We start from the raw sequence: 13,822 nt of genomic DNA on the forward strand, positions 1-13,822 counted from the left end.
TGCGCAACGCCCAATACCAACCCGTTGAACCAGGCGCGCGGTGGTTTTCGCGGGTGCTCGACGGTGACCGACCGTGGGGATTTTATGACGTCAAAATCAGTCAGTACGCTGTTCGGCGCTACCGGTTGATCATCTACCCACCCGGCACCACCATCGCTGATCGGCGGCTGGCGCGGCTGCGACGGGGGTGGCCGTTGGGCGGCGCCGTGCTCATCCTATTCGCAATTATGATCGGCGACGCGGTGTCCTCGCCGTATACCGTCCCGGCGATAGCCATCGCAACTTACCTGAGCATCCGCGTGTTGCTCTCCCTGCTGGCCGGACCTAAGCGCGTGCACGTCAAGTCCATGTCGCTCGTCCTCATGCCGGTAATCACCGATGAGGACGAGCGACGGCGACATAGCGAATGGAAAACCCTGACTCACATGCTGACCCGGGCCGACGACATGTTGTCGACCGGTGCCATCTCACCGGTCGAGCACGAAGCTATTTGGTGGCAGGCATACGACCGTCTCGAGGACACCACCCACGTCTAAACGCACTATCGCAGCTAGAAGGGTGGCGGTTCGTCGTTGGCGATGATCCGTAGTCGTTCGCGGTGCTGTTCCCGCTGTCGGACACGCTGATTGTGTCGACGCTCGGCGGTGATGCGTGCCGTGCGGTTTTGGGCACGGGTACGTCGCCGCCTGGGCATCGCCAGGGTGCGGTCGACGCACCGCAGCCGGGCAGGAACCGGGCCTAGCGTGCCTGTAGGCGCGCAGAGGCTGGGGAAGAGCAACGCGCTGCCCGGGGTGGTGACGTACGTCTGCCCCGACGGCGACGTCCATATCACGGAGGCGTCGGGCAGTTGTTGGTCGCGCCAACCCCAGAACGTCTTGATCAAATGATGCAGGCGGCAAAGACATTTGAGGTTAGAGGCGTGTGTCGGCCCGCCGTCGGCGTAGGCGACGGTGTGGTCGACGTCGCAGTCGATCGCGGGCCGATCGCACCCCGGGAACCGACACGTCAGGTCACGGCAGCGCACGTAATCAGCCAATGTTTGCGACGGCGTGTAGCCGGCCTCCGCCGGCGCGTCGGCCGGGTGGATCAGCGGCCGCAGCTTGGCCGACTTCGCCAGTTCGGCAATCAGTTCGGCGGGAATGAGCGCATCGGCGCCGATCATCGAACCGGGCGTTTGTGCGGTGCCGTCAACGCTGGCTTGCTCGGCGACGACATGGATCACCACGGCAGCCGGCACCGGCGTCTTCCCAGCCGGGCAGTCGGCCCTGCCGCAGCGACAGGCCAGCCGATCGGCTCCGACCGCTAACGCCCCCATCGCGTCGGCGCGGCGCTGGTTGCGAGTCCGCGGATCGTCGCCGCACACGCTGGCGGCCAACGCATCCAGGCGTGCATCCACCGCGTGGGCATCGGTGGTGATCAGCCTGCCGAAGACTTCGGTCAAGCCGTCGCCACTGTCCCAGATCGAGAACTCCCGATCGGCCTGGCGCTCCCGTCGGCGCCGCACCGCGTCGCGATCAGCGCGGGCCACGATACGGTCCACCTGTGCGGCCAGCCGGCCCTGCGTCAGTGCCGGCCAGCGCGGCGCCGTTAGTGCCAGCTCGGCGTCAACGTCAGCCATCACCCCAGGATCGGTGATCAAATCCGTGCGGTAGACGATCGTCTGAAACATCCGATAGTCGATGTCGCCTGCCACCAACAGCGCTCCCACCTTCGGCAGCCGCAACCGCATCGCCCGCGAGTAGTCGAGGTAGCTTGCCGCCAGCGCCTGGGTAATGCCCAACGCCGCGGCCACCTCGGCAGTGATCGCCTCCTGGGTATCGGTGCACCACGTCTCACGTTCGCCGAACCCGCGCAGCCACAACACATCCAGCTCCGCGATGACGGCAAGCCGCTGCCCGGCCGCTTGGCTCTCCGCCCGCGCCGCCGCGCATAACCGCGCTACCACCGACGATGCAGCTTCATCGAACATATGTTCGAGTATGCCATGGCCCTCTGACAAGCGCTGGCGCGGCTATCGCGTGGCGTTCGCGAGCCGGTGGACGGCGTCGGCGACCTCGTCGGGGCAGTCTTCCTGGACGAAGTGCTTGCCCGGCAGCAGGATCGCGTCATCGAGCCCGACCGCCAGTTGCGCTTGTACGCCGTAGCGGCGCCACGTCAACATGCGATCGAGCACCCCCCACACGACTTGCACCGGATACGGCTTACTGCGCAACGCCGCCAGATAGTGACGTTGTTTGTCGGCGGTCGCCTCGAAGCCCCGCATGATCTGCAGGAAGGCGCGGCCGCCGTCGTCGCCGAGCAACAACGGTACATAGCAAGCGATTTCGGCGGTCGGCACCCGTCGAGTCACGCCCAGGGCTCGCATCAATGCCACGAAGAGGCCGGGCAGCTGCATAGATTTCAGCCACGCCTCTCCCACGACCGGATGCGCGAACGGCTCCATCACCCATGGCCGGTGAAAAGACTCCACGGCAATAGTCGTGTTGAGCACCGTAAGCGACCGAACACGGTCCGGCGCGGCGGCGGCCACCTCGAGGCCGATCGGACCGCCGATGTCGTGCACCACCAAGTGGAAGCGATCCAGTTCCAGCGCGTCGATGGCAGATCCGAGCCAGCGGCCCAGCCCGGTCCAGGTGTAGTCGGCATCCGCAGGGCGCTCGGCAAGGCCCAGCCCGGGAAGGTCGACGGCGATGCCACGCAGTCCTTGGGCCGCCAGCGCGGGCACCACTTTGCGGTAGAGAAAGGCGGAAGCGGGCACCCCGTGCACGCACACCACCGGCTCGCCGTCGGCTGGGCCCTGGTCGAGCACGAACGAGCCGATACCGCCGGCGGTGAACACCCGACCCGAAGCCCGGTACCGGTCCAACAGCTCCGCGGACGACATAACGGTTACGCAGTGGCCAGCCGCAGCAGTTCGTCTACCGACCACTGATCGTCGGCGTGCTTGCCGTACTTGCGTGCGACCACAGCGCCGTCGCGGGCGATGAGGAAATCGGCCGGCATGCCCAGGTGGTTCTCCGTGGGTCCCAGGGCGCCGGCGAGGGATTGCGCTGATCGCGCCTGGCGAAAGCCTCGGCCGACGGCACGCGCCACGTCTCCGTTGAGCATCCCGCGTATGGAGTTCTGCACGCCGAACTCGTCGTAGAGCTTGCGCTTGGGGTCGGCCACCACGGCGAAGGGTAGCTGGGCCACGTAACGGCGAAGCCGGTCGGCGGAGGAATGAAACACCACGACCTCGGTGACTTCGGCTTTGGTGATTTCGTCGTGCCGGGATGCCACCTCGTGCATGTGCAGGTTGCAGATCGGGCAGCCGGCGAACCGCCGAAACTGCAGGTGCACAAGTCCATCGGCGGCCGGAAGTGCGACGGCGCCGCCCTCGATCGTTGTCAGGGTTCGCGCCTTGACCTTGTCACCCGTGTTCAGCACAGCGCCCTCCGTTATTGAGTCAAGCAACTCCATACCTTCGATCTGAAGTATTGAGTAGACTCACTTCAAATGTCAACCCCTACCGCCAGCCGCCGACGCCCCGGACGCCCCGCGCAGTTCGATCGTGACACCGCGCTATCCGCGCTGCTTTGGCTGCTGTGGAGCAAGGGCTACGACGGAGCCACCCAGGAGGAAATGCTCGCCGCGACCGGGCTGTCGTCCTCGACGCTGTACCGATCGTTTGGGACCAAGGCCGAGATCCTCGAAGCGGCATTGGCGCTATATCTGGCGTGCGCCGATGAAATGTTCGCCCCGCTGGAGCATGGCCGCCGCGGTGTCGCAGACGTCAACGCGTTTTTCGACCACCTCCAAGCGTTGCTCGACGGCCCGATGAGCACCGCCGGATGTCTGGTGTGGAACACCATGCAGAATCCGATCAGCGGCGACCCGCGCATCAAGACCCTGACCGAACGACACATGCAACGGCTGCGCCGGGGGTTGACCGCGGCGCTGCAGCGCGCCGCCGACGCCGGGGAGCTGCCGCCGTCGGCGCCGAAATATCTTGCCGGTGCCCTGCGCGCCGGGGTGGTTGGCGTGCAGGCGCGCGGGCGCGCCGGCGACATCGAAGACGCGATCACGATGCTCGACGGGCTGCGGGCATTGCTGGGTCGCGATGAGCCTTAAAGCGCAGCGAGTCTGCGAGGTAGCCCGCAATCGCCACTACGACGGGGCCAGCGCGCAACGTCAGCGATTGCTCAACGTTGCGGCCGTGATCGGGGGCTCTGTCACGGCGGGCTTCGGCGTCATGCAGTTGATCTTCAGTGAGAGCTTCGGGTACATCGGGTTTGTCAACCTTGGCACGGCCGCCCTCTACGCGGTCATCCCATCGTTGTATCGATTCGGTGAGCTGGTCGCGCCGCTCGCGTTGATCATGGTGGCCTATCTGTCAATGACCTTCGTGTGCTGGCACTTAGGTACCGGCACCGGCGTTCAGTTCTACTTTCTGATCGCAGCCGTAGCGGCTGTCATGGTAGTCGGCATCGAGCGCATCGGGCTGGCCATCGCAACTGCTGCCATCGGTGTAAGTCTTGTTATCGCACTGGAATTCACCGTCCCGCGTGACACCGGCGCTGAGCCCCCATGGTTCATCACAGTGGGATTCATCGTCAACACTATCGCGGCCGGTGTGCTGGCAGTCGCGTTGGTCTGGTACGGCCTACGCCAGATCGCGAGCGCCGAGGCGGCGATGGAACAGGAATACCAGCGCTCCGAAGCACTGCTCGCCAACATCCTGCCGGCCAGCATCGCCGAACGCCTCAAAGACGGATCGCGTTCGGTCATCGCCGACAAATATGACTACGCCTCAATCCTTTTCGCAGATATCGCCGGCTACACCGAGCGGGCCAGTGACACCTCACCGGAGGAGTTGGTCGCGTTCCTCGACGACCTCTACACCAGCCTGGACGCTCTGGTTACCCGGCACGGTTTGGCGAAGGTCAAAACCAGCGGCGACGCATACATGGTGGTCAGCGGCGTCCCACAACCACGTCCCGACCACCTCGAAGCACTGGCTGCTCTCGCGCTCGACATCGCGGATACCGTTGCCGGGCTGACCGACTCGCGCGGGCGCGCGGTGCCGCTGCGGATCGGTCTGGCCAGCGGACCGGTGGTCGCCGGCGTGGTTGGGTCGCAGCGCTTCTTCTACGACGTGTGGGACGACGCCGTCAATGTCGCGTCCCGGATGGAGTCCACGGTGGCTGTCGGACGTATTCAAGTGCCGCAGCCTGTTTACGAGCGACTCCGCAATTGCTTTGTGTTCGAGGAGCGCGGCGCGGTCGATGTGAAAGGCAAAGGCGTCATGCGTACCTGGTATCTGGTCGGCCGAAAGGTGCTCACGGCTTGAATCCCAGATCGTGCAGCGCGTCTATGCAGCCGCGCAACCAGTCGTTTGGATTGACGGGTGGCGGGCCGCCGCCCATCTCAAGCCGGCAGACGCTGCCGGTGTCATAACCCTGTTGCATCTCGCTCTTGAGGAAATTGCGATTCCTTGGATCCGAGTAGAAGGTGTGTTCGGTGTTGTACCCGTCCAGATATGACGGGCTGGAGCTCGCGGGTGCCGCGCCGGCCAATGACGGCGAGCCGATCGCGGCTGTGGCGATAGTTGCCGCGACGAGGATCGCACGGACGGACATGCGCCCACACTACCTGCGAGCGCGCCGTCCCTCGACCAGGTAAACCGCAAACAGCCCGAGGGTGAGCAGCTCGGCGACCGCGTCGACTGCCGCGTGCGGCGACGGCTGCCATCCTTGCTCGGAAAACCCGAAGAGGCCAACGGTGCGCGACAGCGCGAACGCGACCAGCGAGCCGCCGGCCAGCATGGCGCCGAGCCACCGAAGCCACGCCGGACCGCCGGCCAGAATCAGCGCCGCGACAGCAAACGAGACACTGGCCTGCACAATAAAGGCAGTGCCGATCGTCGGAATGTGCCGGTAGCCATGGATGTAGAGGTAGGCATGGCTGATCCCGCTGACGGCCAGCGCCACGGGGATACCGATTCTCGTGATGAGCCCAGCGAATGTCATTGCAGTGTCAGCTCTTTCAACGCAAGCGCATTTTGCCCCCGGGTATAGCTGACCTCGCGGATGCCCAGCGCGTCATGCAATTGTCCGGCCGGCAGGGTGACGGGCTTGGGCGCCGGGCCATCTCCGGGATGAGGCAGCGGATAGGCGGTCGTGGTTCCGCTGTAGAACGTCACGTTGCCTTCGGTCTTGGAGAACACTTGGTGGACATGGCCGTTGAGGCAGGTCACCGACGAGAACCGGCGCAGATAGCTCAGCAATTGGGCGGCATCCTCGGTGCCCCAGCCCCAATCCGGATACATTGCGAACAACGGGATATGGCTGAACACGATGATCGGCGTGTCATTGGGCAGCGCCGCAACGTCTTTGGCGACAAAGTCCAGCTGGTCGACGCCTAGGTGGCCAAGCTTCTTCAAGTTCAGCGTGTTCACCAACGCAATCACATGCACGCCGGCGATGTCGAAGCTGTACCAGCCGTCGCCGCGGGTTCCGGCGCCGAACGCACTTTGGTACTTCTGGCCCGCATCGTCGACCGAGTCGTGTTCACCGGGCACCGTGAAGACGTGTGGCGTGCGCAGTCCGGTCATCATCTGCTTGACCTGATCGAACTGATCGGGAGTGGCCAGGTGAGTGAGATCGCCGGTGTGGATCACGAAATCGGGTACGTAACCGAGGTTGTTGATCCGGTCGATCGCCTGGCTGAACGAGCCGGCGACATTTGAGTTGGCCTTACCGAGGAACCCGATGTGGCTGTCGCTGACCTGAGCGAATCGCAGAGTGGGCCGGCCCGCAACCCGCGTGGCGTCCGCCGTGCCGGCGACGTGGGAGATGACTTCACCGCCGACCACCGCGAGGCCGACGGCCGCGCCGAACCATGCGCTGTGCCGGATGAGCTGGCGGCGAGTCATCGTGTGCGGGGCGTCTGTCATTGCGTCACCACCACGGTGGCGTGCATGAACGGGTGGATCGAGCAGACGTAGTCGAATTTGCCCGCGGTTGGGAACGTGTGGGAGTACGTGCCCTGCGCGCCCATCCCCGGCGAGTGAAACGACCCGTCGCTCGCGGCCACCGTGTGGGGTTCTTCGTCGTGGTTGGTCCAGGTGACCGTGCTTCCCGCGGGGACGGTCAGCGTCGCGGGGACGAAGGCGAAGTTGTCGATGCTGACCGCATTGCCGGCCACCGGCGCGGCCGTTCCGGTCGCCGGCGCCGAGGTGCCCGCCGGCGGGCCCGACATCGGCGGCATACCGCTCATACCCGGCATTCCCGGCGTCGTCGCACCCGACCCGAAGGTCACCGAGGGCGAGGTCGCCGATGGCGGCGACGAGCATCCGGCCAGCAGCAGCATTGCCAGCAGCACAACACGGGCGCCCTGATGTCGTCCGGGCATACCGATGCACCTCCATCGTCGGCGAGAAAGTACGCGTCGCCAACAGATAGGGCGGTGGGTTACAGGCCGTCAGGCCGGCTCGTTCGGCTGCGGCGGGACGAACACCTCGATGACGCCGCCCTGTTCGCGAACGATCAACATGGGCAACGGCTTCGGGGCGATCGGCAATTGGTGAGTCAGCACCTGACCGGCGGGCGAGAACGATGTCGAATGGCAAGGGCAGCGCAGCCGGTCATCGGGCGCGTCGAACCACAACCGGCACCCTTGATGGGTGCACACGCCCGACACGGCTTCGGGCTTGCCGTCGACCCGGCGGACGAACCCGATGACCGAGCCGAGGTCGAACGGACGCATGACCCCCTCGGGCACCTCCGCGCTGGCCGCGACGCGCTGCCAGCTTCCGGTGTTCGGGGTGAGTTCGCCGGAGTTGTATTTGTTGTCACCGTCGGCGACCTGCCCGCTGTCGATCAGCGCTCGATCGATCGACACCGCCGCCACCGCGGCGGCCGCGGCTGCCGACGTGCCGACGAGGACGTTTCTGCGGGTCGCCCCGGATTTGGCCACCGGCGGCGAGCCGCCCTCCGCCTGGGCGGCAAGACGACGGCGCAGATCGGCGAGGAATTCTTCGCGCGGCGCGTCACTGCCCAACCGCGCCGCCTGCAGATCGATGGCGGTCCGGATTTGCGCGGCTTCGAAGTCGTCGGGCCGGAACGGCTTGGGGCGACGACCCCGCAACAGGTCGTCGACATATCTGCGCAACCCACGCGCGTTCATGATTCGCCCTTCTCGTTGACTTGTGCGGCCAGTCGCAACGCGCGATGCTGGAGCACCTTGGCGTTGGCGATGCTGACCCCGAGTTCGGCCGCCGACTCTTTGATCGAACGGCCTTGCAGGAACCGCAGTTCCAGGATCCGCCGATAATTATCCGGCAACCGTCCGAGAACCTCGGCCACCCGCTGGGGAGCCGTGCTGATCGCCTCTTCGCTCTCGGGCGGTTGCTCGATGTCGTCGATCGAGGTGATCTCGCGGCCCAGTGTCTCGCGCCAGTGCGCGGCCAGCACCGTTCGCGCGGTGGCTCGCAGGTAAGCGCGGACCTCACCCACACTTGCCGTCAACCGCAGAGGTCGCAGCGCGGCCAGGAAGACCTCGGCGGTGAGGTCCTCGGCGTCGGCCCGGTTGCCCACCCGGGCGAAGATAGTGCGATACACCCAGGTGGCGTTGTCCTGGTAGACCGCCTCCCAGTTGGGGTAGCCGCCGTCGGGTACCACCCGCAAGGGCCGCGGGCCGACGGGTTCGCCGTGTGCCGTCACATATCGCCTGCCTGTCAAAAGCGTGGCACCGCCGAGAATAGTGCCGTGTCACGCCTACATAGCGGCTTGGGTTACGCCGCGGCTATTAGCTACTGGACCGCGCCGTCGCATCCGCCGGGCGGCGCCGGCTGCGGCAACGGGCCACCGTCTGGGTTGACGACGCATCTCATCGGCGACGTCCTAGCGGAAGAATATGTATCCCCAATCGTCAGGCCCTCGGTTCTAACGATGTGCCAGTATGAGCCGTCCGCGTACGGCACGCCGTCACAGACGGTGACACTAAAGAGCCATTTCGCGCCGCCGTTAGGACAGTAGTTGACGGCCATATTCGGAATATGCGGATCGGGGTCGTCGGGATCAGCGTGGGTAACGGGCACCAGAGTGAACGCGGCGAGGGCCGCAGCCGCTGCGACTAATACTGCCCGAAACACTGCCCCTACCCACTGTTGTCCGATAGTGCGCGACATTTGCACCGCAAACTCGTTGTTTGGTTTATCCAGCCTGAACAGCTCTGCGAGGCCGTAGTGGCATTTGCATAAATTCGCTGCGCGCGAATTACCCGCGAATCGTCGCCGTTATTGGTGGCTGCCGCCGCCACAGTTGGGGTTCGCGGGCTTTGCCGGCCATGCGCAGGCACCGACGTCGGTGGTGCCGGCGTTGCCTCCGCCGTTGAACACGCCGTAGGTGTCGCCCTGCGTCGCGGTGTAGGTAGCGCCGCCGGTTGCGCCCCAGCCACCCGAAGCCACGACGGTCACCGCCCAGCCCTTGGCTTCGAGCGGGGTCTTGTACGCATTCAGAACGTCGGCTCCCGGTCCGTTGACCAGGAAATGCATGTGGATGCCGTTGTCCGGAATGGAGGTAGGGCCGTCGGTGCGCTGAGTGTTCGCGGGTGTCGGTATCAGCGATTGCAATTGCGCCGCCGTCGGCGCCGTTGTCTTGATCGCCGAGTTATGCGAATTGCCGCAACCGGACGCGACCAGACCAACCGCTATTGCCGCGGCTACCAAGGCATAAATTTTGCGGCCCACAATTGCCCCCTTAGTTTCATGCGAACCGTACCAACGGATCACGGACACCACGGCGGAATCGGACAGAAATTCAAGCCCGGTGGCGGTGGAGGCGGTGCTGGTGGCGTATCACCCTCAAAAATGTTTTGGGCGACGTTTCCCTGCCCGGGCCGGACGTACCAGTAGGTGTGGCAGACATTCGTATCCCAGATAACCGGGTTCACCCGCAGATTGCCGGTTTGCACCGGAGGGTCTCCCGGGCACCAGTGACAAGGGCCTTCCGGGTGGTCTTGCGGGCAGCCGGGCCAGGATTGCGGCGCAGGAAGGGGACGAGCCTCGGCGGTGGCTGCGCCCACGACACCCGCGACACCGCCCCACAACAGCGCGGTCGCCGTCAGCCCCATGATTAGTCGCTTCATAAACCTGGGATTGTCCTCTTCGGCAGCGTCGTGCGAATCAGGAAGATTCCCTAATTTGCAACGTCCGGTTCACGTTGGTCGGCTTGCCACCACCGCAGCCGATTTACTAGGATGTCCTAGTAACCCATCTGACTCTCTACGCGTATCCGAGGGCATCCATGACCGCACACATCACGCATTTCATCGACGGCAAGCGCACCGCGGGAAAGTCCGGTCGTACCGCCGACGTGCTCAACCCCAACACCGGCCAGGTGCAGTCGCTGGTTCCGATGGGCAGCAAGAGCGAGGTCGACGCCGCAGTGGCATCGGCGGCGCGGGCGCAACAAGAGTGGGCGGCGTTCAACCCGCAACGCCGGGCGCGGGTGATGATGCGCTTCATCGAGTTGGTCAACGAGCATGTCGACGAGATCGCCGAGATGCTGTCGCTGGAGCACGGCAAGACGCTGGAAGATTCGCGCGGCGACATTCAACGGGGTATCGAGGTGATCGAGTTCTGCGTCGGCATCCCGCATCTGCTCAAGGGTGAATACAGCGAGGGCGCCGGCCCGGGCATCGACGTGTACTCGTTGCGCCAGCCGCTCGGCGTGGTCGCGGGTATCACGCCGTTCAACTTCCCGGCGATGATCCCGTTGTGGAAGGCCGGTCCCGCCCTGGCGTGCGGAAATGCGTTCGTGCTCAAGCCTTCTGAGCGAGACCCATCGGTGCCGGTGCGGCTGGCCGAGCTGTTCACCGAGGCCGGCCTGCCCGCTGGCGCGTTTCAGGTCGTGCACGGCGACAAGGAGGCCGTCGACGCGATCCTCACTCACCCGGACATCGCCGCCGTCGGGTTTGTCGGCAGCTCGGATATCGCCCAGTACATCTATGCGACGGCGACCGGCACCGGCAAGCGCGCACAGTGCTTCGGCGGGGCGAAAAACCACATGATCGTGATGCCCGACGCCGACCTGGATCAGGCCGTCGACGCGCTGATCGGCGCCGGCTACGGCAGCGCCGGCGAGCGGTGCATGGCGATCAGCGTCGCAGTGCCCGTCGGCGAGCAGACCGCGGATCGGTTGCGTGCCAGGCTGGTTGAGCGGATCAACAACCTGCGCGTGGGCCACAGCCTGGACCCCAAGGCCGACTACGGCCCCCTGGTCACCGAGGCCGCACTCGGCCGCGTCCGCGATTACATCGGCCAGGGTGTCGACGCCGGCGCCGAGCTCGTCGTGGACGGCCGCGAACGCACCAGCGATGATCTGACGTTCGGTGACGCAAACCTGGAAAGCGGCTACTTCATCGGGCCCACCTTGTTCGACCACGTCACCCCCGACATGTCGATCTACACCGACGAGATCTTCGGCCCGGTGCTGTGCATGGTTCGTGCCCACGACTACGAAGAGGCGTTGCGGCTGCCCAGCGAACACGAATACGGCAACGGGGTGGCGGTCTTCACCCGCGACGGCGACACCGCGCGCGATTTCGTCTCCCGGGTGCAGGTCGGCATGGTCGGAGTCAACGTGCCGATCCCGGTCCCGGTGGCCTACCACACCTTCGGTGGCTGGAAGCGTTCCGGTTTCGGCGATCTCAACCAGCACGGCCCGGCCTCGATCCAGTTCTACACCAAGGTCAAGACCGTCACCTCGCGGTGGCCGTCGGGCATCAAGGACGGCGCCGAATTCGTCATCCCGACAATGAATTAGGCCGTCGATGCAATTCTTCGAGTTGGACGACGATGAGCGGGTTATCACCGAGACGGCGGCCGCGTTCGCGGCCAAACGCCTGGCTCCGTATGCCCTGGAATGGGATGCGACGCATCACTTTCCGGTAGACGAGCTGCGTGAGGCGGCCGGGCTCGGTATGGCGGCGATCTATTGCCACGACGACGTCGGCGGCAGTGCGTTGCGCCGCTTGGACGGGGTGCGGATCTTCGAGCAGCTGGCGACGGCTTGCCCGACGGTCGCGGCGTTCCTGTCCATCCACAACATGTGCGCGTGGATGATCGACGCTTTTGGCACCGCCGAGCAGCGCAAGACTTGGGTGCCGCGGCTGGCCTCGATGGATGTCATTGCCAGCTACTGCCTGACCGAGCCGGGCGCGGGCTCCGATGCCGGCGCGTTGAGCACGCGTGCGGTCAAGCAGGGTGGCGACTATGTGCTTGACGGTGTCAAACAGTTCATCTCCGGGGCCGGCGCCTCGGATGTCTACGTGGTGATGGCGCGCACCGGTGGTGAGGGTCCACGCGGAATATCGGCGTTCATCGTCGAAAAAGGAAGCCCGGGGCTGAGTTTCGGCGCGCACGAGGAGAAGATGGGCTGGAATGCGCAGCCAACCGCGCAGGTGGTGTTCGAGGGAGTTCGGGTGCCCGCCGATGCAATGCTCGGCGGCGCGGACGGGGAAGGTGCGGGCTTCGGCATCGCGATGAACGGCCTCAACGGCGGCCGGATCAACATCGCGGCGTGCTCGCTGGGCGGCGCGCAGGCCGCCTTCGACAAGGCCGCAGACTATCTTTCCCACCGGCAGGCGTTCGGGGCCGCTTTGCTCGACGAGCCCACCATCCGGTTCACCTTGGCCGACATGGCGACCGCGCTGGAATCCTCCCGAATGTTGTTGTGGCGGGCCGCGACCGCGCTCGATGGCGATGCCGCCGACAAGGTCGAGCTGTGCGCGATGGCGAAGCGATACGTCACCGACGCGTGTTATGACGCCGCGGACAAGGCCCTGCAGCTACACGGCGGCTACGGGTATCTGCGCGAGTACGGTCTGGAGAAGATCGTGCGCGATCTACGGGTGCACCGCATCCTGGAGGGCACCAACGAAATCATGCGGGTGGTGATCGGCCGAGCCGAGGCGGCACGGGTCCGAGCCAGCGCGTAAGAAGGGTTAGCCGAATGACTGAGTCTTTGACGGTCGCGTTTTTGGGGTTGGGCCACATGGGCGGTCCGATGTCGACGAACCTGGTCGCCGCCGGTCACACCGTGCAGGGCTTCGACCCCGTGCCCGCAGCCGCCGCGGCCGCTGCCGACAGCGGTGTCGTGGTGTCGGACAGCGGCCCCGCGGCGGTGACCGGCGCCGACGTTGTCATCACCATGCTCCCGCACGGCGACGCGGTCAAACGCTGCTATGCCGAAATCCTGCCCGCCGCAAGCGAAGGCGCGCTGTTCATCGACAGCTCGACGATCTCCGTCGATGACGCCCGCGAAGTCCACGCATCGGCGGCCTCCCGCGGCGTGGCCCAGCTCGACGCGCCGGTCTCCGGCGGGGTCAAAGGCGCCGTCGCCGGCACCCTGGCCTTCATGGTCGGCGGCGACGACGATGCGCTGCAACGGGCGCGGCCGGTGCTGGACCCGATGGCGGGCAAGATCATTCACTGCGGAGCAGCCGGCGCGGGCCAGGCCGCCAAAGTGTGCAACAACATGGTGCTGGCCGTGCAGCAGATCGCGATCGGCGAGGCGTTCGTGCTGGCCGAAAAGCTTGGGCTGTCAGCTCAGTCGCTGTTCGACGTGATCACCGGCGCCACCGGAAACTGCTGGGCAGTGCACACCAACTGCCCGGTGCCCGGCCCGGTGCCGACGTCGCCGGCCAACAACAACTTCACCCCGGGCTTCGCGACCGCGCTGATGAACAAGGATCTGGGGCTGGCAATGGACGCCGTCAGCTCAACCGGTTCAACGGCCCCGCTTGGCAGTCACGCCGCCGAGATCTACGCCAAATTCGC

Annotated in this window: 17 protein-coding genes; 6 read left to right on the forward strand and 11 right to left on the reverse strand. The window is 65.6% G+C overall.

From position 1 onward, the window contains the following. Positions 1-536, forward strand: a 536-nt coding sequence (locus tag VKI00_RS15445) for a DUF6611 family protein (RefSeq protein ID WP_324438793.1), incomplete at its 5' end; no start/stop codon positions are given. A gap of 14 nt (positions 537-550) precedes the next feature. Here the strand turns inward: VKI00_RS15445 and VKI00_RS15450 are convergent. The 3 genes from VKI00_RS15450 to VKI00_RS15460 are packed head-to-tail and all read right to left on the reverse strand — an operon-like array spanning position 551 to position 3,426. After that, positions 551-1,969: an HNH endonuclease signature motif containing protein gene (locus VKI00_RS15450; protein ID WP_324438795.1), complete on the reverse strand. Its 1,419-nt coding sequence runs from the start codon at positions 1,967-1,969 to the stop codon at positions 551-553. A 42-nt stretch (positions 1,970-2,011) separates the two neighbouring features. Beyond that, positions 2,012-2,884, reverse strand: coding sequence for an alpha/beta fold hydrolase (locus VKI00_RS15455; RefSeq protein ID WP_324438797.1), 873 nt, complete (start codon positions 2,882-2,884; stop codon positions 2,012-2,014). 5 nt (positions 2,885-2,889) lie between these two features. Then, a complete protein-coding gene (locus VKI00_RS15460) occupies positions 2,890-3,426 on the reverse strand; it encodes a peroxiredoxin-like family protein (protein WP_324438799.1) in 537 nt (178 codons plus the stop codon). Between the two features lie 69 nt (positions 3,427-3,495). Between VKI00_RS15460 and VKI00_RS15465 the strand changes: the two genes are divergently transcribed. Further along, positions 3,496-4,110 carry a TetR/AcrR family transcriptional regulator gene (locus tag VKI00_RS15465; protein WP_324438801.1) on the forward strand — a complete coding sequence of 205 codons (615 nt, stop codon included), beginning with the start codon at positions 3,496-3,498 and terminating at the stop codon, positions 4,108-4,110. Then, positions 4,100-5,329, forward strand: a complete 1,230-nt coding sequence (locus tag VKI00_RS15470) for an adenylate/guanylate cyclase domain-containing protein (RefSeq protein WP_324438803.1) — start codon at positions 4,100-4,102, stop codon at positions 5,327-5,329. The genes VKI00_RS15465 and VKI00_RS15470 overlap by 11 nt, the downstream gene beginning before the upstream one ends. Here the strand turns inward: VKI00_RS15470 and VKI00_RS15475 are convergent. The 8 genes from VKI00_RS15475 to VKI00_RS15510 form a co-directional block, all read right to left on the reverse strand. Next, positions 5,319-5,618: a hypothetical protein gene (locus VKI00_RS15475; protein ID WP_324438804.1), complete on the reverse strand. Its 300-nt coding sequence runs from the start codon at positions 5,616-5,618 to the stop codon at positions 5,319-5,321. The two genes, VKI00_RS15470 and VKI00_RS15475, sit on opposite strands and share 11 nt — an antisense overlap. Positions 5,619-5,627: 9 nt before the next feature. After that, positions 5,628-6,008 (reverse strand): hypothetical protein, encoded by a 381-nt coding sequence (locus tag VKI00_RS15480; protein WP_324438806.1) that lies wholly within the window; start codon positions 6,006-6,008, stop codon positions 5,628-5,630. Next, positions 6,005-6,934, reverse strand: a complete 930-nt coding sequence (locus VKI00_RS15485; protein ID WP_324438808.1) for a metallophosphoesterase family protein — start codon at positions 6,932-6,934, stop codon at positions 6,005-6,007. Before VKI00_RS15485 ends, VKI00_RS15480 begins: the two co-directional genes overlap by 4 nt. After that, complete coding sequence (locus tag VKI00_RS15490) at positions 6,931-7,392, reverse strand: cupredoxin domain-containing protein (protein ID WP_414687208.1); 462 nt, start codon at positions 7,390-7,392, stop codon at positions 6,931-6,933. The genes VKI00_RS15485 and VKI00_RS15490 overlap by 4 nt, the downstream gene beginning before the upstream one ends. Before the next feature lie 69 nt (positions 7,393-7,461). Next, positions 7,462-8,166, reverse strand: coding sequence for a Rieske (2Fe-2S) protein (locus VKI00_RS15495; protein ID WP_324438810.1), 705 nt, complete (start codon positions 8,164-8,166; stop codon positions 7,462-7,464). Beyond that, positions 8,163-8,702, reverse strand: a complete 540-nt coding sequence (locus tag VKI00_RS15500) for an RNA polymerase sigma factor (RefSeq protein ID WP_414687209.1) — start codon at positions 8,700-8,702, stop codon at positions 8,163-8,165. The genes VKI00_RS15495 and VKI00_RS15500 overlap by 4 nt, the downstream gene beginning before the upstream one ends. Before the next feature lie 575 nt (positions 8,703-9,277). Next, entirely contained in the window at positions 9,278-9,730 is a 453-nt protein-coding gene (locus VKI00_RS15505; RefSeq protein ID WP_324438812.1) for a hypothetical protein, read from the reverse strand. 38 nt (positions 9,731-9,768) lie between these two features. Next, positions 9,769-10,128, reverse strand: coding sequence for a hypothetical protein (locus VKI00_RS15510; RefSeq protein ID WP_324438814.1), 360 nt, complete (start codon positions 10,126-10,128; stop codon positions 9,769-9,771). 158 nt (positions 10,129-10,286) lie between these two features. On the opposite strand from VKI00_RS15510, the gene VKI00_RS15515 reads away from it, so the two are divergent. From VKI00_RS15515 to mmsB, 3 genes are all read left to right on the forward strand, one after another. Continuing rightward, complete coding sequence (locus VKI00_RS15515; protein ID WP_324438816.1) at positions 10,287-11,807, forward strand: CoA-acylating methylmalonate-semialdehyde dehydrogenase; 1,521 nt, start codon at positions 10,287-10,289, stop codon at positions 11,805-11,807. Between the two features lie 7 nt (positions 11,808-11,814). Next, complete coding sequence (locus tag VKI00_RS15520) at positions 11,815-12,981, forward strand: acyl-CoA dehydrogenase family protein (protein WP_324438818.1); 1,167 nt, start codon at positions 11,815-11,817, stop codon at positions 12,979-12,981. A 14-nt stretch (positions 12,982-12,995) separates the two neighbouring features. After that, the coding region (mmsB, locus tag VKI00_RS15525) for a 3-hydroxyisobutyrate dehydrogenase (RefSeq protein WP_324438820.1) at positions 12,996-13,822 on the forward strand (827 nt) is incomplete at its 3' end.

It is taken from the genome of Mycobacterium sp., assembly GCF_035314665.1.
Classification (GTDB): domain Bacteria; phylum Actinomycetota; class Actinomycetes; order Mycobacteriales; family Mycobacteriaceae; genus Mycobacterium.